The 21,344-nt window shown below is 62.5% G+C and carries 23 protein-coding genes and 1 riboswitch; of the genes, 12 read left to right on the top strand and 11 right to left on the bottom strand.

The window, feature by feature from the left end:
• Window positions 1–3 precede the first annotated feature (3 nt).
• The 3 genes from QM716_RS11065 to QM716_RS11075 are packed head-to-tail and all read left to right on the top strand — an operon-like array spanning window position 4 to window position 3,879.
• Complete coding sequence (locus tag QM716_RS11065; protein WP_283304188.1) at window positions 4–654, top strand: potassium-transporting ATPase subunit C; 651 nt, start codon at window positions 4–6, stop codon at window positions 652–654.
• Window positions 655–661: 7 nt separating this feature from the next.
• Window positions 662–3,202, top strand: coding sequence for a sensor histidine kinase (locus QM716_RS11070; protein WP_283304189.1), 2,541 nt, complete (start codon window positions 662–664; stop codon window positions 3,200–3,202).
• On the top strand, window positions 3,199–3,879 hold the full coding sequence (locus QM716_RS11075) for a response regulator (RefSeq protein WP_283304190.1): 681 nt from the start codon (window positions 3,199–3,201) through the stop codon (window positions 3,877–3,879). The genes QM716_RS11070 and QM716_RS11075 overlap by 4 nt, the downstream gene beginning before the upstream one ends.
• Window positions 3,880–3,902: 23 nt before the next feature.
• Here QM716_RS11075 and QM716_RS11080 read toward each other — a convergent pair whose 3' ends face one another.
• Both QM716_RS11080 and QM716_RS11085 read right to left on the bottom strand, forming a co-directional pair.
• Complete coding sequence (locus QM716_RS11080; protein WP_283304191.1) at window positions 3,903–4,883, bottom strand: zinc-binding alcohol dehydrogenase family protein; 981 nt, start codon at window positions 4,881–4,883, stop codon at window positions 3,903–3,905.
• Entirely contained in the window at window positions 4,880–5,341 is a 462-nt protein-coding gene (locus tag QM716_RS11085; protein WP_283304192.1) for a MarR family winged helix-turn-helix transcriptional regulator, read from the bottom strand. Before QM716_RS11085 ends, QM716_RS11080 begins: the two co-directional genes overlap by 4 nt.
• Before the next feature lie 121 nt (window positions 5,342–5,462).
• On the opposite strand from QM716_RS11085, the gene dinB reads away from it, so the two are divergent.
• Window positions 5,463–6,761 (top strand): DNA polymerase IV, encoded by a 1,299-nt coding sequence (gene dinB / locus QM716_RS11090; protein WP_283304193.1) that lies wholly within the window; start codon window positions 5,463–5,465, stop codon window positions 6,759–6,761.
• Here dinB and QM716_RS11095 read toward each other — a convergent pair.
• Together QM716_RS11095 and QM716_RS11100 are read right to left on the bottom strand one after the other, a co-directional pair.
• On the bottom strand, window positions 6,758–8,038 hold the full coding sequence (locus QM716_RS11095) for an LLM class flavin-dependent oxidoreductase (RefSeq protein WP_283304195.1): 1,281 nt from the start codon (window positions 8,036–8,038) through the stop codon (window positions 6,758–6,760). The genes dinB and QM716_RS11095 overlap by 4 nt on opposite strands.
• The gene (locus tag QM716_RS11100; RefSeq protein ID WP_502942022.1) at window positions 8,038–8,802 is read right to left on the bottom strand and encodes a 3-oxoacyl-ACP reductase; all 765 of its coding nucleotides are present in this window, start codon (window positions 8,800–8,802) and stop codon (window positions 8,038–8,040) included. Before QM716_RS11100 ends, QM716_RS11095 begins: the two co-directional genes overlap by 1 nt.
• 17 nt (window positions 8,803–8,819) lie before the next feature.
• A riboswitch (TPP riboswitch) is annotated at window positions 8,820–8,913 on the bottom strand.
• Window positions 8,914–9,050: 137 nt separating this feature from the next.
• Between QM716_RS11100 and QM716_RS11105 the strand changes: the two genes are divergently transcribed.
• Window positions 9,051–9,491, top strand: coding sequence for a DoxX family protein (locus QM716_RS11105; protein ID WP_283304197.1), 441 nt, complete (start codon window positions 9,051–9,053; stop codon window positions 9,489–9,491).
• A gap of 104 nt (window positions 9,492–9,595) precedes the next feature.
• Window positions 9,596–10,585 (top strand): AurF N-oxygenase family protein, encoded by a 990-nt coding sequence (locus QM716_RS11110; protein WP_283304198.1) that lies wholly within the window; start codon window positions 9,596–9,598, stop codon window positions 10,583–10,585.
• A gap of 34 nt (window positions 10,586–10,619) precedes the next feature.
• Here the strand turns inward: QM716_RS11110 and QM716_RS11115 are convergent, their stop codons facing one another.
• Window positions 10,620–11,369 (bottom strand): TetR/AcrR family transcriptional regulator, encoded by a 750-nt coding sequence (locus QM716_RS11115; RefSeq protein ID WP_283304199.1) that lies wholly within the window; start codon window positions 11,367–11,369, stop codon window positions 10,620–10,622.
• Window positions 11,370–11,455: 86 nt separating this feature from the next.
• On the opposite strand from QM716_RS11115, the gene recO reads away from it, so the two are divergent.
• From recO to QM716_RS11130, 3 genes are read left to right on the top strand one after another with little or no spacing between them, the layout of a single operon-like run.
• Complete coding sequence (gene recO / locus QM716_RS11120; RefSeq protein WP_029255636.1) at window positions 11,456–12,271, top strand: DNA repair protein RecO; 816 nt, start codon at window positions 11,456–11,458, stop codon at window positions 12,269–12,271.
• Window positions 12,228–13,046, top strand: a complete 819-nt coding sequence (locus QM716_RS11125) for an isoprenyl transferase (RefSeq protein ID WP_283304200.1) — start codon at window positions 12,228–12,230, stop codon at window positions 13,044–13,046. Before recO ends, QM716_RS11125 begins: the two co-directional genes overlap by 44 nt.
• Window positions 13,043–13,465, top strand: a complete 423-nt coding sequence (locus QM716_RS11130; RefSeq protein ID WP_019749000.1) for a YbjN domain-containing protein — start codon at window positions 13,043–13,045, stop codon at window positions 13,463–13,465. Before QM716_RS11125 ends, QM716_RS11130 begins: the two co-directional genes overlap by 4 nt.
• Before the next feature lie 33 nt (window positions 13,466–13,498).
• Here the strand turns inward: QM716_RS11130 and QM716_RS11135 are convergent, their stop codons facing one another.
• Both QM716_RS11135 and QM716_RS11140 read right to left on the bottom strand, forming a co-directional pair.
• Entirely contained in the window at window positions 13,499–13,930 is a 432-nt protein-coding gene (locus tag QM716_RS11135) for a Fur family transcriptional regulator (protein ID WP_020908177.1), read from the bottom strand.
• Window positions 13,931–13,941: 11 nt separating this feature from the next.
• On the bottom strand, window positions 13,942–14,325 hold the full coding sequence (locus QM716_RS11140) for an ArsR/SmtB family transcription factor (protein WP_003944457.1): 384 nt from the start codon (window positions 14,323–14,325) through the stop codon (window positions 13,942–13,944).
• A 198-nt stretch (window positions 14,326–14,523) separates the two neighbouring features.
• Between QM716_RS11140 and QM716_RS11145 the strand changes: the two genes are divergently transcribed.
• Window positions 14,524–15,915 carry a glycine--tRNA ligase gene (locus QM716_RS11145; protein WP_230813860.1) on the top strand — a complete coding sequence of 464 codons (1,392 nt, stop codon included), beginning with the start codon at window positions 14,524–14,526 and terminating at the stop codon, window positions 15,913–15,915.
• A gap of 105 nt (window positions 15,916–16,020) precedes the next feature.
• A complete protein-coding gene (locus QM716_RS11150) occupies window positions 16,021–16,602 on the top strand; it encodes a dihydrofolate reductase family protein (RefSeq protein WP_283304201.1) in 582 nt (193 codons plus the stop codon).
• Here the strand turns inward: QM716_RS11150 and QM716_RS11155 are convergent.
• Together QM716_RS11155 and QM716_RS11160 are read right to left on the bottom strand one after the other, a co-directional pair.
• Window positions 16,590–17,036 carry a MepB family protein gene (locus tag QM716_RS11155; RefSeq protein ID WP_283304202.1) on the bottom strand — a complete coding sequence of 149 codons (447 nt, stop codon included), beginning with the start codon at window positions 17,034–17,036 and terminating at the stop codon, window positions 16,590–16,592. The genes QM716_RS11150 and QM716_RS11155 overlap by 13 nt on opposite strands.
• 65 nt (window positions 17,037–17,101) lie before the next feature.
• Complete coding sequence (locus tag QM716_RS11160; protein WP_283304203.1) at window positions 17,102–17,467, bottom strand: nuclear transport factor 2 family protein; 366 nt, start codon at window positions 17,465–17,467, stop codon at window positions 17,102–17,104.
• 124 nt (window positions 17,468–17,591) lie between these two features.
• Between QM716_RS11160 and QM716_RS11165 the strand changes: the two genes are divergently transcribed.
• Window positions 17,592–18,398, top strand: coding sequence for a helix-turn-helix domain-containing protein (locus QM716_RS11165; RefSeq protein WP_283304204.1), 807 nt, complete (start codon window positions 17,592–17,594; stop codon window positions 18,396–18,398).
• Here the strand turns inward: QM716_RS11165 and QM716_RS11170 are convergent.
• Together QM716_RS11170 and QM716_RS11175 are read right to left on the bottom strand one after the other, a co-directional pair.
• Complete coding sequence (locus QM716_RS11170; RefSeq protein ID WP_003944487.1) at window positions 18,373–19,110, bottom strand: polyprenol monophosphomannose synthase; 738 nt, start codon at window positions 19,108–19,110, stop codon at window positions 18,373–18,375. The genes QM716_RS11165 and QM716_RS11170 overlap by 26 nt on opposite strands.
• A 99-nt stretch (window positions 19,111–19,209) precedes the next feature.
• Window positions 19,210–21,276 (bottom strand): TPM domain-containing protein, encoded by a 2,067-nt coding sequence (locus QM716_RS11175; protein WP_283304205.1) that lies wholly within the window; start codon window positions 21,274–21,276, stop codon window positions 19,210–19,212.
• Window positions 21,277–21,344 lie beyond the last annotated feature (68 nt).

The following is a 21,344-nucleotide window of genomic DNA, read 5'->3' on the forward strand; positions in this document are numbered from 1 at the left end:
GACATGCGTTTCACAATCGGATTTGCCAAACAGGTGTGGGCGGGCCTGCTCGTATTACTCGCGCTCACCGTTGTTCTCGGGGTGATCTACCCCGCCGCAGTGTGGGGTGTCAGCCGAATCAGTTCGGGATCTTCCGAAGGGTCACAGGTCACCGATGCCTCGGGTTGCGTGGTCGGCAGTGCCTGGGTGGGGGTTGATCCGCAGGTTGCCGAAGGCCAGCAGGACCCGTTCTTCCACAATCGTGTTGTCGGGTCGGTATCGGACGAGGATCCGTTTGCCACCGGTGATCCCGCTGCGGCATTGCCGTCAAACCAGGGGCCGAGCAGCGAAGTCCTGGCCGGATTCATCATCGAACGTCGGGCAGCCATCGCAGCACGTGAGGGTGTCGACCCGGCATCGGTTCCCGTTGACGCGGTCACCGGTTCGGGCTCGGGTATCGATCCCCACATCAGTCCCGCGTACGCCGAATTGCAGGTCGCCAGGGTGGCGGCGAACAACGGCATCTCGGAAGGCAAGGTGCGGGACCTGGTGGCCGAGCACACCGACGGCAGGCAACTCGGATTTCTCGGAGCCGAGCGAGTCAACGTCCTCGAATTGAACCTGGCACTCGGATTGACGGCACCTACGTGTGCTACGCCGACGACTGGTGGATGATTGTCACGTGAGTTCTTCGGAGAAGGTCGGTCAATCTTTCGGTAGGGCACGCAAACGTGGTGAATTGCGTATCTACCTCGGCGCAGCCCCGGGCGTCGGAAAGACCTTCGCGATGCTCGGTGAAGCTCATCGGCGTCGAGATCGTGGCTGTGACGTGGTCGCGGCCGTAGTGGAGACACACGGCCGCGCCCGTACTGCGGAGCAAATCGGTGACCTCGAGATCGTGACGCCCAAGCTGGTGGACTATCGCGGAACACGGATGCCGGAACTGGACGTCGAGGCCGTGTTGGCTCGGCGTCCAGCCCTCGTCCTGGTGGACGAGTTGGCGCACACCAACACTCCGGGAAGCAAGAATCACAAGCGCTGGCAGGACGTACAGGAACTGCTCGAAGCCGGGATCGACGTCCTGTCCACGGTCAACGTCCAGCACCTCGAAAGTCTCAACGACGTTGTCGCGCACATCACCGGCGTGGTGCAACAGGAGACGGTTCCGGATGCGATAGTACGTAGTGCGGCGCAGGTCGAGTTGGTGGACATCACACCGGAAGCGCTGCGTCGCAGACTTTCTCACGGAAATGTGTATTCACCGGAACGCGTCGACGCGGCATTGGGTAATTACTTCAGACGCGGAAACCTCACGGCGCTGCGCGAACTGGCACTGCTGTGGGTGGCCGATCAGGTGGACGCCGCACTGGCGAAGTACCGGGCCGAGAACAAGATCACCGACACTTGGGAGGCGCGCGAGCGCGTCGTTGTTGCCGTTACCGGCGGACCGGAGTCGGAAACCCTGGTACGACGCGCATCTCGTATCGCGTCGAAATCGAGCGCCGAACTGATGGTGGTCCACGTCGTGCGCGGTGACGGACTCACCGGGGTGTCGGCCCCGGAGATGGGCAAGGTGCGCGCATTGGCCGTCGGGGTCGGCGCCACGCTCCACACCGTTGTCGGTGACGACGTACCGTCGACGCTCCTCGAGTTTGCCCGCGAGGAGAACGCCACACAATTGGTACTGGGAACGTCGCGGCGATCTCGGCTCGCCCGCATCCTCGACGAGGGGATCGGCGCCGCCGTGGTTCAGCAGTCCGGCGGTATCGACGTTCACATGGTCACGCATGAGGAAGCGACGACGCGACGACGCATTTCGGTGTCGGGGCGCTCGGAGCGCCGTGTCCTGTCGTGGATTGCGGCGATCGTCGTGCCTTCGCTCGCGGCCGCGATCATGGGGCTCGTCGACCGAATCTCCGGGGTCAACGGCGAGAACGCATTGTTCTTCGTCGTAGTCGTTCTGGTTGCGCTCCTCGGCGGCGTTGGTCCGGCAATACTGTCGGCACTGATTTCGGGACTGCTACTCAATTACTTCTTCACCGATCCGCGGTACAGCTTCACCATCGCCGAGCCGGACAACTTCATCACCACCGTCGTGCTGTTGATTGTGGCTGTGGCAGTTGCCGTTCTGGTCGACGCTGCGGCAAAGCGCGCGCGGGAAGCGAAGCGCGCATCCGAGGAAGCCGAACTGCTCACACTGTTCGCGGGATCAGTTCTCCGCGGAGCGGACCTGTCGACACTTCTGGCGAAGGCACTCGAAATCTATCGCCAGCAAGGGGTTTCCGTCATTCATCACGACGACGGAGTTATCGCCGCCGTGGGTACGCAGCCTCCCACCACCGATGACGAGGCAGACACGGTCTGTGAGGTCAACGACGGGGAATACGCACTGTTGCTGGCTGGACCCGATCTGAGTGCGCGGGATCGACGAGTACTGACGGTGGTCGCTCACCAAGCAGTCGGGATGATCCGTCAGGAGAAACTGACAGTCGAGGCGAGCAAGGCTGCCGCGCTCACCGAGGCTGATCAACTGCGTCGAGCATTGCTGTCAGCGGTAAGCCATGACCTGCGAACGCCTCTCGCCGGAGTGAAGGCGGCGGTGTCGAGTCTGCGCAGCGACGACATCGAATTCTCTCCCGAGGACACCGCAGAACTACTCGCGACCATCGAGGAGTCGGCAGATCAGTTGACCGCACTGGTGGGGAACTTGCTCGACTCGTCCCGACTGGCCGCCGGTGTGGTGAAACCCACGCTGCGGCCGGTGTACCTGGATGAGGTAGTTCACCGCGCATTGCTCGGTCTCGGCATCGGTGGACGCTCCGATTCGCGGGCTCGCAGCGTGATCGTCGACGTGGGTACGGTTGCAGTGCAAGCAGATCAGGGGCTGCTCGAGCGTGTGATCGCGAACATCGTCGACAACGCTCTGCGGTACGGGGGAGAAACCCCGGTGCGAGTCGGGGCAGCGCAACTCGGTGATCGTGTGGTGATCAGTGTTGCCGACACCGGCCCGGGTGTTCCGCGTGGCGAGGCCGAAACGATGTTCCAACCGTTCCAACGGATGGGAGATCGTGACAACACCGGCGGAGTGGGGCTCGGGCTTTCCGTGGTGCGCGGATTCGTCGACGCCATGGGCGGAACGGTCAGCGCCACAGACACACCCGGTGGGGGATTGACGATGATCGTGGAACTTGCTGCGGCCGGTACGAATGGAAATGGATCATGAGTCGAATCCTGGTAGTGGACGACGAACCGCAGATTCTGCGGGCTCTGCGTATCAATCTTTCGGTGCGCGGGTACGAGGTGGTGACGGCGTCGACCGGCGCGGGCGCACTGCGGGCTGCTGCCGAGCGTCCGCCGGACGTGGTGGTTCTCGATCTCGGACTGCCCGACATGGACGGCACCGAAGTGCTTGCCGGCTTGCGTGGCTGGTGCACGGCGCCGGTCATCGTGCTCTCGGCGCGCACCGACTCCGCGGACAAGGTTGACGCGCTCGACGCCGGTGCTGATGACTACGTCACCAAACCCTTTGGGATGGACGAGTTTCTGGCCCGTGTGCGCGCAGCGGCGAGGCGGGGAACATCCGCGGCGGACACTTCGGAACCGTCGGTCGAGACTGCGTCCTTCACGGTGGACTTGGCTGCAAAAACGGTGAGTCGGCGCGGCGAACAGGTGCACTTGACGCCGACCGAGTGGGGAATGCTCGAGATGCTTGTGCGCAACCGCGGAAAGCTGGTCGGGCAGAAGGAATTGCTTCGGGAAGTGTGGGGACCGGCGTATGACACCGAGACCCACTATCTGCGTGTCTACCTTGCGCAGCTTCGTCGCAAGCTCGAAGACGACCCGGCCAATCCCAAGCATCTGATCACCGAGGCGGGAATGGGTTATCGATTCGTGGTGTGAGACGCCAGGTGTGAGAAGCCAGGTCAGAGCACCACTACCAATTTGCCACGAGCTGTGCCGGCTTCCATTTTCGTGTGTGCTCGGGCGATGTCCTCGAACGCGAATACCTCGTCGATCGGTACCACCGCATCGCCTGCCGCCACAGTGGAAAGGAAGTCTTGTAGTACGTCGGCCGGCAGGTCGGACGCGTCCCCGCCGTACGAGGTCAATCGCACTCCACGTGGAATGTAGTCGATCGGATAGAAGTCCTTGACTGTCCACTCGTTGGACAGCATGCCGGTGAAACACACGGTGCCGTGAACGCGAGTGGCGCGCAGCGTGTCGGGAAGTGTTGGTGTTCCGACCAATTCGAGAGCCAGATCGACGCCCTCCGGGAGAATGTCTCGCACCGGGCCGGCCACGGCACCGGCGTCGACAACAACGTGGTCGACCCCAATCGCGGTCAACGACGACACCTTGCTCTCATCTCGGGTGGTTGCGAGAACTGTGAGTCCCCACTGTTTCGCCAGGACCGCGGTTGCCATGCCGACCGAGGAGGTTCCGCCGCGGATCAGCAGGGAGTGACCGGATTTCGCGTCCAGTCCCACGGTCAGTGAACCGTAGGACGTTTGCAGCATCTCGGGGACTGCTCCCAGTGTCGACCAGTCCAGTTCGCTGGCGAAGGGAACGACCTGACTGACGGGAACGCACGTGTACTCGGCATATCCACCGTCGAACGTCCTCCCCATCCCGCCCATCATTGCGGAAACCTGCTGTCCTTCGGCCAACTCCCCGCCGGGGCAGTTCAGCACCTCACCGACCGCCTCGATGCCCAACACTCGCGGGAACGTCACGCCGTCGGCGAGGCCGAGCCGGGTATGAAGTTCGGATCGATTGAGGCCGAAGGCCTTCACCCGGATCAGCACCCACCCGGCGACCGGTACCGGTATCGGAATCTCCTTGATCGTCAATGCTTCTGGCGGACCGGGGGCGTCGAGCACGATTGCGCGCATTGTGGCGGTCATGATTTCTCCTTCGTGACGGGTGTCAGTCGACGGTTGGCCTCGCGCAGCGTGGCCAGTGTGGCACCGAACCGATCGAGAGCCTCGGGTGTCAGGGCGGAACCGAGGCGGCGTTCCAGTTCATCGGCGAACGTGGCATTCGCCCGCTGTAACAGTGCATCACCCTCGGGGGTCAACTCGATGAGTGAGGATCGTTTGTCGGCGGGATTGGATTGACGACGGCAGTGGCCCGAGGACTCGATCCGATCCATCAACTTGCTCGTGCCGCCGACGGTGATCGCGAGTGCTTCGGCGATGTCGAAGACCCGGCAGGATCCGAGTCTGCCGATGATTTGCATCGGCTCGAATCGGCTCAGCGGCAGGTCGTACTCGATTCGGAGTCTCTGGTCGATGGCCGTCCACAATTCGGTTTCGAAGCGGACGAGGTTGTCGAAGTGTCTACTCAGGTCTGACCTGGTCACAACCAGGCCCCGAATCGATATGCATTCCGTGGAATCATCTTCTCACCGTACGTCCGATCCGCTATAAATTCCATGGAATCTATTTGCGGCCTTCCGCATTGTCGGCAGGGCATGGGAACATGTGTTCGTGTCGCACGAACAGCCGGATCGAGAAACGCCAGGTGATCACCCTGGCGGTACGCGTTCTGGCGCGACTTGTTCGGGCGGTAGTCGGCCTACGGGTGACGCAACGATCCTGCACGCGGACCTCGATTCGTTCTACGCATCAGTCGAGCAACGCGACGACCCGAACTTGGCGGGTAGGCCTGTCATCGTCGGCGGTGGAGTCGTCTTGGCGGCAAGCTACGAGGCCAAGGCCTTCGGGGTTCGGACTGCGATGAGTGGTGGTCAGGCCCGTTCCCTGTGTCCTCAGGCGATAGTCGTTCCTCCGCGAATGTCCGCATACTCGCAAGCGAGCAAAGACGTGTTCGACGTCTTCCATGACACGTCGCCGCTGGTCGAGGGAATTTCGATCGACGAAGCGTTCCTCGAGGTCGGGGGATTGGCCCGGATCGTCGGCACACCGCTGCAGATCGGTGCGAACCTCAGGCGTGACGTCGCCGAGCAGGTCGGACTACCGATCACGGTCGGCATCGCACGCACCAAGTTCCTGGCCAAGGTCGCGAGCGCGTTTGCGAAACCCGACGGATTGCTGCGGGTGCCACCAGAGGGCGAAACCGAATTCCTGCATCCGTTGCCTGTCGAGAAGCTGTGGGGCGTCGGCAAGATCACCGCCCAGAAGCTGCGAAACTTCGACATCGTGACGGTGGGCGACATCGCTCGGCACGACGAATCCTCGATCGTGTCGATTCTCGGGGGCGGCGCCGGCCGGCACCTCTACGCGCTCTCGCACAACCGAGATCCACGCCCGGTCCGAGCCTATCGCGGCCGCAGTTCGATGGGCGCTCAGCATGCGCTGGGTCGCGGTTCCCATCCCCGCACAGAACTCGATGCGTCGTTGATGTCCCTTGTCGACCGTGTCAGTCGACGCATGCGCTCGGCGCAGCGGACGGGGCGCACGGTCACGCTCCGGCTCCGCTTCGCCGATTTCACGCGGGCTACTCGTTCGCACACGTTGCGACGGTCCACAGCCGACACAGCGGAACTGCTGAACGCCTCGATGGTGCTGTTGGACGAAGCGATACCGATGATTGCGGACAAGGGCATCACGTTGATCGGTGTCGCAGTCTCCAACCTGGATCGGGACGGAGCCGAACAGCTCGAATTGCCCCTCGACGGTCCAGGATTCGCGGGTCCGGACACTGCCGCCCTCGACTCGGCGATGGACAGCGTCCGGAAGAAGTTCGGCTCCGCGGCCCTCACGAGGGGAGTCCTTCTGGGGCGTGACCCGGACCTGTCGGTGCCGTTGCTTCCGGACTAGGTGAGATTTTCTCGCAGAGTCGCTCCCTCGTATTCGCGACGGAACAACCCACGAGCCTGCAACACCGGAATCACGTGATCGACAAAATCTTCCAGACCGTGGGGATAGGTCGGCGGCATCAGATTGAAGCCGTCGGCACCGCGGCCGCGCAACCAGGCTTCCATTTCGTCGGCGATGTATTCGGGTGTTCCGATCATTGTTGCGTGACCACCACCGGCAGCCAACGTTCCGAGAAGCTCACGCACTGTTGGTGCATCCTTCTCGACGATCCGCAGAATAGTTGCGTAGCGTCCCTGCGGCCCGGTGAATGCCTCGACCGGGGGTAGCGGTGGTACCGGCGCGTCGAGATCCCAGTCCTCACAAGTCTGTCCGGTGAACAATGACAGTTGGCGTATCGACTGTTCAGTGGGTAGCAGGAGGTCTAATTCGGCCTTCTTCGCCCGTGCTTCGGTGACCGTACTGCCGACGTAAGTGACCAGGCCCGGCATCACGGCGACGGCGGCGGAATCCCTGCCGGCGCGTTCGATTCTCGATTTCACGTCCGCGTAGTAGCTCTGCGCGCTGGGGAGGTCGTAGGCAACCGAATAGATTGCTTCGGCGCGCTGCGCCGCCAGATCGCGACCTTGCTCGGACGCCCCGGCTTGGAACAACACCGGCCGACCCTGCGGGGATCGCGGAACCGTCAACGGGCCGTCCACACGAAAATGCTTGCCGTCGTGATCGATTCGAGAGATCTTGTCGGCGTCGGCAAAACGCCCGGCACGGTCGAGGATCAGGGCGTCTTCCGACCATGAATCCCACAGTGCGAGGGCAACTTCGACAAATTCGTCGGCTCGTTCGTATCTCGATGCGTGATCCGGCATCGCCTCGAGTCCGTGGTTGCGCGCCTCTTGATCGAACATCGAGGTCACGACGTTCCAGCCGGCCCGGCCGCCGCTGATGTGGTCGAGTGATGCCAACAGTCGCGCCGCGTGAAACGGCGTGTAGAAAGTCGTGGAAATGGTGGTGACCAGGCCGATGTTCGCCGTCGCTCGCGCCATCGCAGTCAATGCGGTGATCGGCTCGAGGAACCACGACGCACCCGACTCGGGTTCGCGAACACTGTGACCGTCAGCGAAGAAGACGGCGTCCAGCTTGCCGCGTTCGGCGATCTGGGCGAGCGACTCGTAATACGCGATGTCGCCCAGACTTTCGACCGGTGAGTCGCGGTGACGCCACGCTGCACTGTGATGTCCGCACCCGAGAAGAAACGCACCTATCCGTAGCTGTGCACCCATCAGTTCTTGACGAGTCCGCCGTCGACGACCAGGTTCTGGCCGGTCACGGCCCGCGACCACGGCGAGGCGAAGAACAGCGCGGCGTCGGCAAATTCGTCCGGTGTCGTGACCCGGCGCAGGGGAGTGCTTGCCGCGATCATGTCGAACACTGCTTCCGGCGTCGCGGCACTCGCGTCCGTGGTGCGGAGCAAGCCACCAGAGACCATGTTGACGGTGATCCCGTCCGGACCGAGGTCCGCGGACAGTGTCCGCGTCAGTGCCAACAGTGCGGCTTTGGCGGCGGTGTAGTCGTGGTATGGAACGACCGGATTCTGGACCAGATTGGTTCCGACAGTGATGATTCGGCCGAACCCGAGTTCTCGCATGCCGGGGAGTGCTGCCTGGGTGGTGTTGAGTGTCCCGGCGACAGCTCCGCGTAGTTGGGAGTCGAAGTCGGCCCAGGTGATCGTGTCCGCGTTCGGCCGGGCGTCACCGTTGAACGAGAAGTCGACGAGTGCATTGTCGACCACGGTCGAGATCGGTGCGTCGAATCGCTCGAGTGCAGCGCCGAACAATTGATCGACGGAGCTGCGGTCCGTCACGTCCGCCCGGACTGCGAAGGTGCGATCCTCGCCCAGTTCGGCGACCAGGGCCTCGGCGGCATCACGGCTCTTGTTGTAGTTCACGATCACCCGGGCGCCTGAGCGGGAGAATGCTCGGCTCAGTGCGGCGCCGAGCCCGCGGGCGCCACCGGTGATCAGGACGATCTGCTCGTTCAGTTCCAGAGCGCGCTGAAATTGCTGTTCGGTCATGTCGACATCCCTCCGCCAGTGCTAACTGGTCAGGTTCATCGGGTCTGATCTCAGCCGACTTTTTCGGCACCCCGTGTCACCGTCCATCAGACCACGAGAGGTGAATCGTCCTGAACGGCGGGTGCGTATGAATTGCCGGCGCGATGAGTTTTCGATCGCTGGGGAGTCGTTATTGCAAGCGAAGTGGCAACCGGCCGCTCGCCTTGCCCCGGGAGATTCCGATGACAACCCAGCCTGCCCACCACGACACCCTTTCCGATAATGCAACACGAACGGCACCTTCGGGGACCGCGCGCAAGGTCGGATACGTCCTGAGTGGGCTGTTCATCCTTTTTATGCTGTTCGACGGCATCATCCACATCCTCAATCTGCAGACAGTCAAGGACGCCTCGGCCGAACTGGGGCTGCCGGACTCTCTCGCCCTGACAGCCGGGGTTGTGCAGCTGATCTGCCTTGCGCTGTACGTGATTCCGCGAACGTCCGTACTCGGCGCGATTCTGCTTACCGGTTACCTGGGTGGCGCTGTGTTGACCAACCTTCGAGCTGAACAGCCTCTGGTGAGCACCACGTTGTTTGCCGTCTACACCGGAATCGTCATGTGGGCTGGACTGTATCTCCGAGATGAGAAGGTTCGCGAGATCATTCCGCTCCGTCGGGCCTGAAATCAGGCCACCGAAGGGGTTGCGTGGGACGCGGTGTCCCATTATGTTTGACCTCATTCAAGTCCGTCGACTGCAATCGGCGGATTGGCCGTGAGGAGACACCGATGGCTCGGTCAGCGTCGATCGAAGTGGAAATGCCGTACCACGAGGTACTGCGGACTTTGTCCGAGGGTTCAGTGGCCCGCAGTTTTGATCCCTACCTCGACATCGACTGGGATTCACCAGAGTTCGCGATCGATCCACACGATCCGAGGTGGGTGCTCTCGTCCGTCTCGGATCCCCTCGGAGCGACGCAGTGGTACCAGGAGCAGTCCCTGGAACGTCGAATCGCGATGGGAATGTGGCGTCAGGCCAACGTGACCAAGGTGGGTTCGGCGTTCGAGAGCATCTTGATCCGGGGAATGCTGCAGTACATCATGGCGCTTCCCAACCAGTCGCCCGAGTTCCGGTACTGCCTGCACGAGATGACCGAAGAGTGCAATCACATCCAGATGTTCCAGGAACTCGTCAATCGTATGGACATCGATGTGCCGGGTATGCGTCCGATGTTCCGGCGCCTCTCGCCCATCATCGGGGTGCTGGGTGCCAAGTTCCCGGTCATCTTCTTCATCGGCATTCTTGCCGGAGAAGAACCGATCGACCACTTCCAGAAGGACTTGATCCGCGAAGGTAAGGACACCCCGCCGGCGATGCTCCGCAGCATGGAGATTCACATCGCCGAAGAAGCGAGACATATTTCGTTTGCGCACGAGTTCCTGCGCAATCACGTCCCCAGGCTCAGTCGTACCAGTCGGGCAATGACGTCGGTTGCCTTCCCCGGCGCGATGCGTTGGCTCGCAGGCGAAATAATGTCACCGCCCAAGGAATTCGCCGAAGAGTTCGGCATTCCCGAAGACGTGATGACGAGTGCTTTCTGGGGCAGCCCGCATTCGCGCCGAATTCTGGGTAATTACTTCGGTGAAATGCGGGCCCTGGCAGACGAACTCGGTCTGATGAACCCGGTGTCGAAGCGGGTGTGGCGAAAGCTGCGCATCGACGGCGACTACGCACGCTATCGCGGCGAGCCGAAGCGCTCCGACAAAACCCGGATCTAGTCGGGTGGCCCGGATCTAGTCAGGCAGCCCGGATTTAGTCAGACAGCGAGGCCTGGCCATCGGACGACACCAGTTCAGCGATGAGCGTGGACAATTCGACGTGGGGATCGATCGTGAGCCCGCTCGAGCGGGCAACGCCGTCGAACATGTACCAGGTGTATTTCGCGAGGTCGGCGACGATCTCTGCGCGGCTCGGTTTCGGATCAGTGCTCCGGACCCAGTGAGTGAGCGTGCCCTCGACCATCGTCACCACTGCGAACGGTAGTGAATCGAAGGGCGAGGAATCGATCCCCACGGATCGGCCGACTTCGGTGATGATTGCGCGGGCCGAGTCGGCGATTGTCGCCTTCAGACTGCTGATCGCGTCGATGCTCTCGTCGTCGTAGTCGGTGGGGCCGGTACCCATGAACTCGTGAATCCGCGGATGCTCGGTGATCCACTCGGCGACGGCGCTGATGGTGCGAGTCAGGATCTCGTCGAGAGTGCCGACCGAAATGCTCATCGACGCATCCAGGGCAGCTGCAAATTGGCCGAGCACAAACGCTCGGACCCGTCGATCGAGGTCGTCCCGGCCGCTGAATTGCCGGTACACCACCGACTTGGCGAGACCGGCCCGGTCGGCGATCTGCTGAACGGACACCTCGGCACCTGCTGCCCGCTCTTCGATCAGTTCGACAGCCGAGGTGAGTATCCGTTTCTGACGCTCGGAGTTGTGCCGCTCCCACCGAGCTTCGCGACCGGTCAACTCCGCAGTGGCAGGTTGCGCAATTGCGTCGCTCGGCATCGGGTCAGTCTATCCGGACACCACCCGGCTCGGGATCGGGCGCGGCATCGCGCATTCTCGTCGGCACAACGTGGGACACTGGTCGAGTGAGGTTGTATCGAGACACGGCGGTGGTGCTGCGCCTGCACAAACTTGGCGAAGCCGACCACATCGTCACGTTGCTCACCCGTCAGTTCGGGTTGGTGCGTGCCGTGGCCAAAGGTGTCCGCCGAACAACCTCCAAATTCGGCGCCAGACTCGAACCGTTTGCTCACATCGACGTACAGCTTCTCCCGGGCAAGAATCTCGACATCATCACTCAGGTGCAGACCGTGGATGCGTTCGCCACCGACATCGTCGACGACTACAGCCGGTACACCACGGCGTGCGCGGTACTCGAAACTGCCGAGCGGTTGGCCGGTGAGGAACGCGCGCCCGCTCCACAACTTCAACGATTGACGGTGGGCGCACTGCGCGCGATCGCCGAGCAGGCGCGACCGGTCGAGTTCGTGCTCGACGCTTTCTTGTTGCGGGCCATGGGCTATGCGGGTTGGGCACCTGCCCTCGAAGAGTGTGCGCGCTGCAGCGCTCCTGGACCGCACCGGGCATTTCACGTCGCCGCAGGTGGAGCCGTGTGTACCTATTGCCGACCGGCGGGTGCTGCGACGCCGTCGCCCGGAGTGCTCGACTTGATGGAAGCGCTGCTCCGAGGGGAGTGGGAGGGCACCGATTCGGCGCCCGCGACTCTGCGGACGCAAGCCAGCGGACTGGTCGCGGCACACCTGCAGTGGCATCTCGAGCGCCAATTGCGGACGTTGCCGCTGATCGAGCGTTCGAGGCCGCATGCAGCCGTCGAGGTCGACTTGCCCGTGAGGCAGGATGGAACCCGTGATTCGACGACGCGAACCGCGAACTCCGCTTGATTCTGCTGCTGATCGGGTGATCCGGCCACCGGACCCACATCCGTCCGGGGCGACCCCGCCGATCCTGCAAACCGAACTCATCCCGCGCCACGTCGCGTTGGTGATGGACGGCAACGGTCGGTGGGCTCAGGAGCGCGGTTTGCCGCGAACCGCCGGGCACGAACGCGGCGAAGCTGTCCTGATGGACACGGTGTGCGGTTGCATCGAGATGGGCGTCGGGTGGCTCTCCGCCTACGCCTTCTCCACCGAGAACTGGAAGCGCAGTCCCGACGAGGTTCGATTCCTGATGGGCTTCAACCGTGACGTCATCCGCCGCCGACGCGACGAGATGAACGAAATGGGTGTGCGTGTTCGGTGGGCCGGTCGTAAGCCGCGCCTGTGGGCAAGTGTGATCAAGGAACTCGAGATCGCCGAGGAACTGACCAAGAACAACACCGTCATGAATTTGACCATGTGTGTGAATTACGGTGGTCGGGCCGAAATTGCCGATGCGGTAAAGGAAATCGCGAAGCGCGTCGCCGCCGGCGAGATCAATCCGGACAAGATCACCGAGGCGACAGTGGCCAAGTACCTCGACGAACCCGACATGCCCGACGTCGATCTGTTCCTGCGCCCGTCGGGAGAACAGCGGACGTCCAATTTCTTGATCTGGCAATCCGCCTACGCCGAAATGGTGTACCAGGAGAAGCTGTTTCCCGATTTCGACCGCCGCGACCTGTGGGCCGCGTGCGTCGAATACGCCTCACGCGACCGTAGATTCGGTGGCGTCAAATGACAGGGGAGAACATGACCGACACCACCGACGAAGCAGCCCGCCTACAAGAACGTGCGGCCGCCTCGCTGGCGCATTTCGTGACGGTCGATGTGGCTGCCGACGGATCACTGGGTTTCCAGTACTCGGGCGCGCTGTGTTCGATCCAGGCGATGAATCTGTCCGAGGGTCTGGACGTGCTGTCCATGACGTGTGTTCTCGCGTGGGACCGGCCGGTCAGCGCGGCACTGCATCGCAAGGTGGCCGAGCGGAATCGGACCATCCAATTCGGCTCGATCGCGGTGTTCGGTCACGGCAGTCTGGCGGACGTCATCCTGCGGTACACGTTCCCGGCGGCCGGACTGGACGACGAGGCACTGACCACGATGTTGCTACTTGCGCTCACCGGCGCCGATACGGCGCGTCAGGGCCTGATTCCCTGACGCCGTCAGGCGGGGCTTGATTCCCTGACGCCGTCAGGAGGCGGCGCAGTCGCGGCAGGTACCGAAGATCTCTACGGTATGGCTCACTTCGGTGAAACCGTTGTCTTCGGCGATGGTCTGTGACCACTGCTCGACCGTCGGCCCCTCGACCTCTACGGTGAATCCGCAGTTGCGGCACACCAGGTGATGATGGTGGCCAGAGGAGCACCGACGGTAAACGGACTCGCCTGTGTCGGTGCGCAGAACGTCGATGGTTCCGGCGTCGGAGAGTGCCTGCAGCGTGCGGTAGACGGTGGTCAAGCCGATGCCTTCACCGCGCTTGCGTAGTTCGTCGTGTAGTTCTTGTGCCGACTTGAATTCGTCGATGTCGTCGAGCAAGGCGGAGATGGCGCTGCGCTGTTTGGTGGAACGAACGCCGACGGTAGCCGGTCCACGTTTCGAGGTCGTACTGCCCGGAGTGTTCATGCGGTGGAATCTCATCCTTCTTCGGCGTGGGCGACAGCGTCGACGACGATGTGTGCGAGGTGATCGTCGACGAGTCGATAGAGAACTTCTCGTCCGTTGCGTTCGCCGCGGACGACGCCCGCTGCTTTGAGAACGCGCAGATGCTGGCTGATGAGTGGCTGAGTGACACCGAGAGCGCCGACGAGTTCGTGAACGCAACGCTCCGACTCGTGCAGTTGAAGCACGATCGCGATCCGGACGGGTGCAGCCAGTGCCCGCAGAATTTCGCCGGCGGCCGCCAAGGTCTCCTTGGGTGGCACGGGCGCGGGAGGTGCGGCCTCGAACGGGTCGTGCGTGTGTCCGAGGTCGGAATGATCATGGCTTTTGTGGAGATCGCCGGTATCCGCAATGCTCACAGCGAGGCTCCTTCGAGGGGTCGATCATGATGTCCGGGCATAGCCATCTCACCACATTATTGCAAATCACTTTCATTTTGATATGCACAAGTATGCATGTCAACCTTGGACGGAAGTGCGTGGCAGCCGCCAGATAGGCTGATGGTGCGAAAAGCGCACGAAAATCATGCATCTATTACCCAGATGGAGAGCAATCGAGTGGCACCCAAGTCCAAGATCGAAGCCGTTGTCAATCTCGCCAAGCGGCGAGGCCTGGTCTACCCGTGCGGTGAGATCTACGGCGGTACCAAGTCCGCATGGGACTACGGCCCATTGGGTGTCGAGCTCAAGGAGAACATCAAGCGTCAGTGGTGGCGCAACATGGTCACCAGCCGCGAGGACGTCGTCGGCCTCGACTCGTCGGTGATTCTGCCCCGCGAGGTGTGGGTCGCATCCGGTCACGTCGGTGTCTTCAACGACCCGCTCGTCGAGTGCCTCAACTGTCACAAGCGCCACCGTCAGGATCACCTGCAGGAGGCGTACGCGGAGAAGAAGAAGCTCGACAACCCGGACGACGTCACGATGGACCTCATCGGTTGCCCCGACTGCGGCACCGTCGGTCAGTGGACCGAGCCGCGTGACTTCAACATGATGCTCAAGACGTACCTCGGCCCTGTCGAGAGCGAAGAGGGCATGCACTACCTTCGCCCCGAGACCGCTCAGGGCATCTTCGTGAACTTCGCCAACGTGCTGACCACCTCGCGTAAGAAGCCGCCGTTCGGCATCGGCCAGATCGGCAAGAGCTTCCGCAACGAGATCACCCCGGGCAACTTCATCTTCCGCACCCGCGAGTTCGAGCAGATGGAGATGGAATTCTTCGTCAAGCCGGGCGAGGACGAGCAGTGGCATCAGTACTGGATCGACTACCGCCTGGACTGGTACACCGGCCTCGGCATCAACAAGGACAACCTGCGTCTCTACGAGCATGCGCCGGAAAAGCTTTCGCACTACTCGAAGGGCACGACCGACATCGAGTACCGCTTCCACTTCCAGGGCAGTGAATGGGGCGAGCTCGAGGGCATCGCGAACCGCACCGACTTCGATCTCTCGACGCACTCCAAGCATTCGGGCACCGAGCTGAACTACTACGACCAGACGACGGGCGAGCGTTACACGCCGTACGTCATCGAGCCGGCGGCCGGTCTGACGCGTTCGCTGATGGCCTTCCTGGTCGACGCCTACACCGAGGACGAGGCGCCCAACTCCAAGGGCGGCGTCGACAAGCGCACGGTGCTCCGCCTGGATCGTCGACTCGCTCCCGTGAAGGCTGCGGTTCTGCCGCTCTCGCGTAACGCGGACCTGACGCCCAAGGCAAAAGATCTTGCAGCGCAGCTGCGTCAGAATTGGAACGTCGAGTTCGACGACGCCGGCGCCATCGGTCGTCGTTACCGTCGCCAGGACGAGATCGGCACACCGTTCTGCATCACGGTCGACTTCGACACCCTCGAAGATCAGGCCGTCACGGTGCGTGAGCGTGACTCCATGGCGCAGGAACGCGTCGCCCTCGATCAGGTGGAAAGCTACCTGGCTGCACGGCTGATCGGTTCCTGATTCTCGTTCAACAGTGTTCGACAATGACGGGCGGTTCTTCTCATTCGAGAAGGGCCGCCCGTTTTCTCTTTCCCTGATGGTCCTAACAGGCGCAGGATCGAAGTTATGAGAAAACTCAGCGTGACAAACAGCGTGACTCTCGACGGTGTCATGCAGGCACCTGGTGGGCCGGACGAAGACCGCCGTGGCGGATTCGAGCACGGTGGATGGGCGGCACCTTTCAACGATTCCGTCATGGCGCAGAAGATGGGGGAGGGGATGGCGAAGAAATCCGAGTTGCTCTTCGGACGCAGAACCTACGAGAACTTCGCCTCGTACTGGCCCCTTCAGGCCGACAATCCGTTCACCGAGGTGCTCGACAACACGCAGAAGTACGTAGCTTCAAGAACTTTGGGCGAACCGCTCCCGTGGAAGAACTCCACCTTGTTGAACGGTGATGCCGCCGACGCGGTAGCCGCGCTCAAGGAATGCGAGGGTCCGGATCTGGTGATTCTGGGCAGTGGAGACTTGATCACGTCATTGGCCGAGCGGCGCCTCGTCGACACCTACACCCTGCTCATTCATCCGCTGGTTCTCGGAACTGGGCGCAGAATGTTCCCCGACGGCGCTGCGCTCGCTCAGTTCACCCTCGTCGACAGCGTCCCCACGACAACAGGCGTCATCATTGCGACTTATCAGGTGAGCTGAACAGCAGGTGAGCTGAACACATCGGGGAACTCGCCGAAATGCCGCATCTGCCAGCGCTGAGTTCTGACTGCTTGCACACTGGTCGGCGTGACCCAGGGCGGATAAACCCGGATAGCGCGCTTACCACCCGAGAAGTTCGTCGACACGACGTCGTGTTCGACGAGGGTCTCGACAGGAAAGACGAAGTGCCCCAGACGTTCTTCGCCGTGTACCTTCACCACGAACAGCATGATGCTGTCGCTGGTGTCGAAGGGGCGGATGGGCCCGGCATCGGAACGGCGCCACAGCGTGACGAACTGACCGAGCTTGGTAGGCGTCGTCTTGGCGGTTCGATAGACGGTCATGAGCCCGTTGACGGTCAGCGTGTGAGCACCGTACTCGGCGCCCTCAGGCTCGGGAATCGGTGTGGACCAGGTAAATCCGTCGGCGTTCATCGGCAACGATGATGGCACGAACCACCGACAGCCTTCGTGTCGAACGCTGTCGGTGGAAGGCCGCTTCAGGCCGAAGGCACCTTGTCGAGGAACCCGAGGACAAGCGTCACACGCCCGTCGTCATCGCGTTCGAGTACGTCGAATCCGTCGATCAGTGACTCGGCCCCCGAAGGGCCGAGAGCCCAACCGAATCGCGCCTGTCGGTGGTGCGCGTCGACCGGTCCGATGAGAGTGAAGCGCATGCCCGGAAACTGTTGCTGCACAGCGTTGATCATCGCGTCGATCTGTTCGTGCCCGGTGACGTCCGCGAGCGGATCGGTGTAGCGACCGGCTGGTGCGAACAGTTGCTCGATCCGCGCCTTGCGGGCGTTGATATCTGTTTCGTTCCACATGTCGATGTAGGCATCGGCAATGGCGTCGAAGTCGCTCATGGTAGCTCCCTTGATCAGTACCCGGCGTTCTCGCCGGCTGATATCACTGTTGTGCCGAAACTGCTCCGGGTCGATTACCTCGGAGGTCATGGCCTCGGCTACCTCGGGTCGCTACCTTGGGGGAATGACCTTCGAGACGATGGACGTGGGCACCGAACTCAAACGGTGGCGGGAGCGGCGAAGGCTCACTCAGTTGGGTCTCTCGACAGCGGCAGGCGTGTCGACCAGGCACCTGAGCTTCATCGAGACCGGCCGCTCGAAACCCAGCCGGGATATGATTCTCCACCTATCTGAATGCCTGGATGTTCCTCTACGGCAACAGAACACGCTTCTACTGGCAAGTGGTCACGCGCCGGAGTACTCGCAGAAGTCGTTGGCGGAAGCGCCGATGTCAGCAGTGAGTGAGGCCATCGATCGCATCATCGACGCGCATGACCCGTATCCGGCGGTGGTGGTCGATCAGCAGTGGGAGATGGTTGCCGGGAACGAGGCCGTGGGAATTCTGATCGAGGGCGCCGCTGCGTTCCTTCTGGAGCCACCGGTGAACGTATTGCGGTTGAGCTTGCATCCTGAGGGAATGGCGCCGCGGATCGTCAACCTCGCGCAATGGCGGACGCACCTGCTCGCGAGACTGGCGCGGGAAGTGGAGGTGAGTGCCGATGCGCAGTTGTCGTCGTTGCTCGACGAGCTGCGCACTTATCCGAGCGGAGGGGACTGGCACGACGACCGCGCAAATTCTCTGCTGGTTCCGTTGCGTGTACGCGCCGGCGATACCGAACTGGCGATGTTCAGCACCACCACCGTGTTCGGTACGCCGCGCGACGTCACACTCGCAGAGATTGCGATCGAATCGTTCTATCCGTCGGACAAGCAGACGGCCGACTACTTTCGATCGGCCGCGAAGGTCAAAGAGACTTCTTGCCGAACTTGAGCTTCCACGGCACCAGAGCAGACTCCAACTGAACCGAGAGACTCATCTTGGAGACGCCTTCGGTGCGCTCCTCGAAGCGAATGGGCGTTTCGGCGATCTTCATGCCGCGCTGAACAACTCGGTAGTTCATCTCGACCTGGAACGCGTAGCCGTTGCTCTGCACCGATTCGACGTCGATGTCGCGCAAGGTCTTTGCATGCCACGCCTTGAAGCCGGCGGTCGCATCCTTCACGTGAAGTCGCAGAATGGCGTTGACGTAGAAGTTCGCCCAGGCGGACAGCGCCTTGCGATGCCACGGCCAGTCGCCGGCGACTGCGCCGCCTTCGACGTAACGGGAGCCGAGAACGACTGCCGCATCGGTAGTGGTGAGGATCTCGATCATGGCGGGGATCGCTTCGGACGGGTGCGAGAGATCTGCGTCCATCTGAATGACGATGTCTGCGTTCTCCGCCAATGCCCGGCTCATGCCCGCGACGTAAGCACGGCCGAGACCGTCTTTGACCGTGCGGTGAAGTACTCCCACCGGGATGGGGCCGTCGATACCCAACTTGTCGGCAACCTCGCCCGTACCGTCGGGGGAGTTGTCATCCACCACGAGGACGTGCAGGTTCGGGATCTTCAACGCGGCGAGGCGATCGACGAGCTTTGGCAGGTTCTCACGCTCGTTGTATGTAGGTACAACGACGGTTATCTGCGGGGCGACGCTTTCCATAACACCTTCGTATGATCTGTGATCCCGACTTGCCGGATGAAGCGTACGACGAGTGCGGTCGTGAACAAAGTAGGGATTTTACTACCTCGACGGGATCCGTCAGAACCGGCCGCCGCCGCCTCGACTGGTTCGGCCTCCGCCGCCTCCGCCGAAACCACCGCCGCCGCCACCGCGTCCGGAGCGCCCACTGCTGCTCGGTCCGCCGTACGAGCGGGGACCTCCGCCGCCTCGCAGAATGCTGTTGATCAGGATCCCGCCGAGGATCGCGCCCGTCGCATCGCCGCCGCCACCCCGGGGTCGTTGGTTTGCTTCCCAGGCGTTGACGTCGTTCTGCGCTGCGCGAAGTGAGTGCGTCGCCAAGGTGGTCGCGGCCTGGGCGTGTTGGAGTGCTTTCGACGGGTCCGAAGCCTGTAATTGTTGGGCGGCCTGCAGGTGCCGCTGAGCCTCCGCGTAGCGAGTGCGGGCCTCGGCCCCGATCGCGCCGCGCCTGGTTCCGAGGAAGTCGCCGGCAGCGGTCACCTGGGCCTGCGCGGCCAGAACGTCCTGGGCGAGGCGCTGCTGCGCCCGTTCGAGCTGCTGCTTCTGCTCCTGAGCGTCGGCGAGCAGCGCGTCGAGTTGGGCGTCGGCCGCGACGATCTGGTTGAACGCTGTCAGCGGATCGCTGGCCTTGGACGTCTGAGCATTGGCCAACGCTGACTGGGCCGCAGCCTTCGCGTCCGCCAATTTCTGCCCGCCCTGCGCCAGGTAAGCGTCCGCAGCGGTGATGCCCTGCTGAACGTCGTCCATCGCGGACGGAAGTGTCGCGATGGCGTTTCGGATGTCGTCGGCGGCGTGATCGACGCCGTCGAGTAGCTTGCGGGCCTGATCGAGAGCAGCTTCGGCCGTGCGAATTGCGGTGACGGCGGCGCCTTGCTTGCCGGCCGGCAGCGCGGTGGCGTCTCGACCTTCTTCGATGGACTTCTCGGCGAGCGTCAAGCGTTCGCTCGCCATCGTGACGTTGTTCACTACCGACGCCAGCGTCGGTGCGGGGAACTGATCCTTCAGTTTGGTCAGAATCGCCTCGGATTCAGGCAAACGCACGCTGAGAGCAACAACACTCTGCGTCAGAGCATCGAGGCGTGCCGGGGCGTTGATGAGAAGGTCGCGAAGCCCGTCGAACTCGTCGACGCGAGCTTCGAGTTCTTGGTCGGCTCGACCGCACGAGGAGATGATGTCGATCAGCATCTGACGGCGTTGGTCGGGAGTTTCGGGGATGGCGTCGTCGAGTCGCTGTTTGATCGCGAAGGCTTCGGCGAGGGTGGCCTTGGCCTTGTCGAATGCCGCGGAGAAGGGCGCAACAGCGGAATCTCCGAACTCGCTGCGGGCCAGATCCAGCTCCTCCTGGCTGCCGGCGATCGCGTTATCCGTCTCGACGAGGATCTCCTTCGCACGTTCGTCGAGTGTGGGCAGCGGGAGTGCGTTGAGGCTGGCGAAGTCGTCGGGGGCGATGTTTTTCGCGGCCTCCACGCTTGCCTTGTTCTTGTCGTTCTTGCGCTTGCGTGAGTACAGGACCACGCCGCCCGTTCCGACCACCACAGCGCCGCCGGCGATGAGGAGTGTTCCGACTCCCATTCCGCCGCTCGTGTTGTTCGCGTCGCCGAGTGCGCCGGCTGCTGCAATTGCAGCACCGGTCCAATCATCTTCGGCGAGAGCCGGTTCCACCGCGTCGGTATTGATCGACTCGATGTCGGAATCGGTGATGTTGCTGAGTTCAGCCGGAACATCGAGGTAGTACGCGCGCTCTGCCGTGGCAACTGCAAGCAGGACGGACTTGGTACTCAGCGTCGACTTGGTGGCTGTCTGCTGCGCCCATGCCTGGCCGCCGAGGTTGTTGAAGTCGGGGACGAACGCGACCCACAGATCGATCTGGTGGTCCTCGCTGAGTTGATCGATCGCCGCTTGGATGTCGCTGGTTTGTCCGGCGTCGAGAACCCCGGAGGTGTCGGTGATGTGATTCGGCAAGACCATCGGGGCGTCCGCCGAGGCGAGCGCAGGGCTGAAGACGAGCGCCAACAAAGCGAAAATCGCGGCGACGGCGGCGGCGCTTCCCCAGCGTCGAACGGGTCGGGTGGTTGTCCGACTCTGCTCTACAGAGGACAACTGCGCGAAGTGTGGTGCGAGGGCCATGACGCAAATCTATCCGTTGTGGCGCGTCGGCATCGGAGGAGATCGCTGCGAACTGGCAGAATTGCGAG

The organism is Rhodococcus sp. IEGM 1409 (assembly GCF_030056735.1).
GTDB lineage: Bacteria > Actinomycetota > Actinomycetes > Mycobacteriales > Mycobacteriaceae > Rhodococcus_F.

What these genes read in the sequence shown, in the direction of transcription:
- QM716_RS11065 (WP_283304188.1), top strand. Translation starts at nt 4, where the DNA reads ATGCGTTTCACAATCGGATTTGCCAAACAGGTGTGGGCGGGCCTGCTC.
- QM716_RS11075 (WP_283304190.1), top strand. Translation starts at nt 3,199, where the DNA reads ATGAGTCGAATCCTGGTAGTGGACGACGAACCGCAGATTCTGCGGGCT.
- QM716_RS11080 (WP_283304191.1), bottom strand. Translation starts at nt 4,883, where the DNA reads ATGACCGCCACAATGCGCGCAATCGTGCTCGACGCCCCCGGTCCGCCA.
- QM716_RS11095 (WP_283304195.1), bottom strand. Translation starts at nt 8,038, where the DNA reads ATGGGTGCACAGCTACGGATAGGTGCGTTTCTTCTCGGGTGCGGACAT.
- QM716_RS11105 (WP_283304197.1), top strand. Translation starts at nt 9,051, where the DNA reads ATGACAACCCAGCCTGCCCACCACGACACCCTTTCCGATAATGCAACA.
- QM716_RS11110 (WP_283304198.1), top strand. Translation starts at nt 9,596, where the DNA reads ATGGCTCGGTCAGCGTCGATCGAAGTGGAAATGCCGTACCACGAGGTA.
- QM716_RS11115 (WP_283304199.1), bottom strand. Translation starts at nt 11,369, where the DNA reads ATGCCGAGCGACGCAATTGCGCAACCTGCCACTGCGGAGTTGACCGGT.
- QM716_RS11125 (WP_283304200.1), top strand. Translation starts at nt 12,228, where the DNA reads ATGGAACCCGTGATTCGACGACGCGAACCGCGAACTCCGCTTGATTCT.
- QM716_RS11130 (WP_019749000.1), top strand. Translation starts at nt 13,043, where the DNA reads ATGACAGGGGAGAACATGACCGACACCACCGACGAAGCAGCCCGCCTA.
- QM716_RS11135 (WP_020908177.1), bottom strand. Translation starts at nt 13,930, where the DNA reads ATGAACACTCCGGGCAGTACGACCTCGAAACGTGGACCGGCTACCGTC.
- QM716_RS11150 (WP_283304201.1), top strand. Translation starts at nt 16,021, where the DNA reads ATGAGAAAACTCAGCGTGACAAACAGCGTGACTCTCGACGGTGTCATG.
- QM716_RS11155 (WP_283304202.1), bottom strand. Translation starts at nt 17,036, where the DNA reads ATGAACGCCGACGGATTTACCTGGTCCACACCGATTCCCGAGCCTGAG.
- QM716_RS11160 (WP_283304203.1), bottom strand. Translation starts at nt 17,467, where the DNA reads ATGAGCGACTTCGACGCCATTGCCGATGCCTACATCGACATGTGGAAC.
- QM716_RS11165 (WP_283304204.1), top strand. Translation starts at nt 17,592, where the DNA reads ATGACCTTCGAGACGATGGACGTGGGCACCGAACTCAAACGGTGGCGG.
- QM716_RS11170 (WP_003944487.1), bottom strand. Translation starts at nt 19,110, where the DNA reads ATGGAAAGCGTCGCCCCGCAGATAACCGTCGTTGTACCTACATACAAC.
- QM716_RS11175 (WP_283304205.1), bottom strand. Translation starts at nt 21,276, where the DNA reads ATGGCCCTCGCACCACACTTCGCGCAGTTGTCCTCTGTAGAGCAGAGT.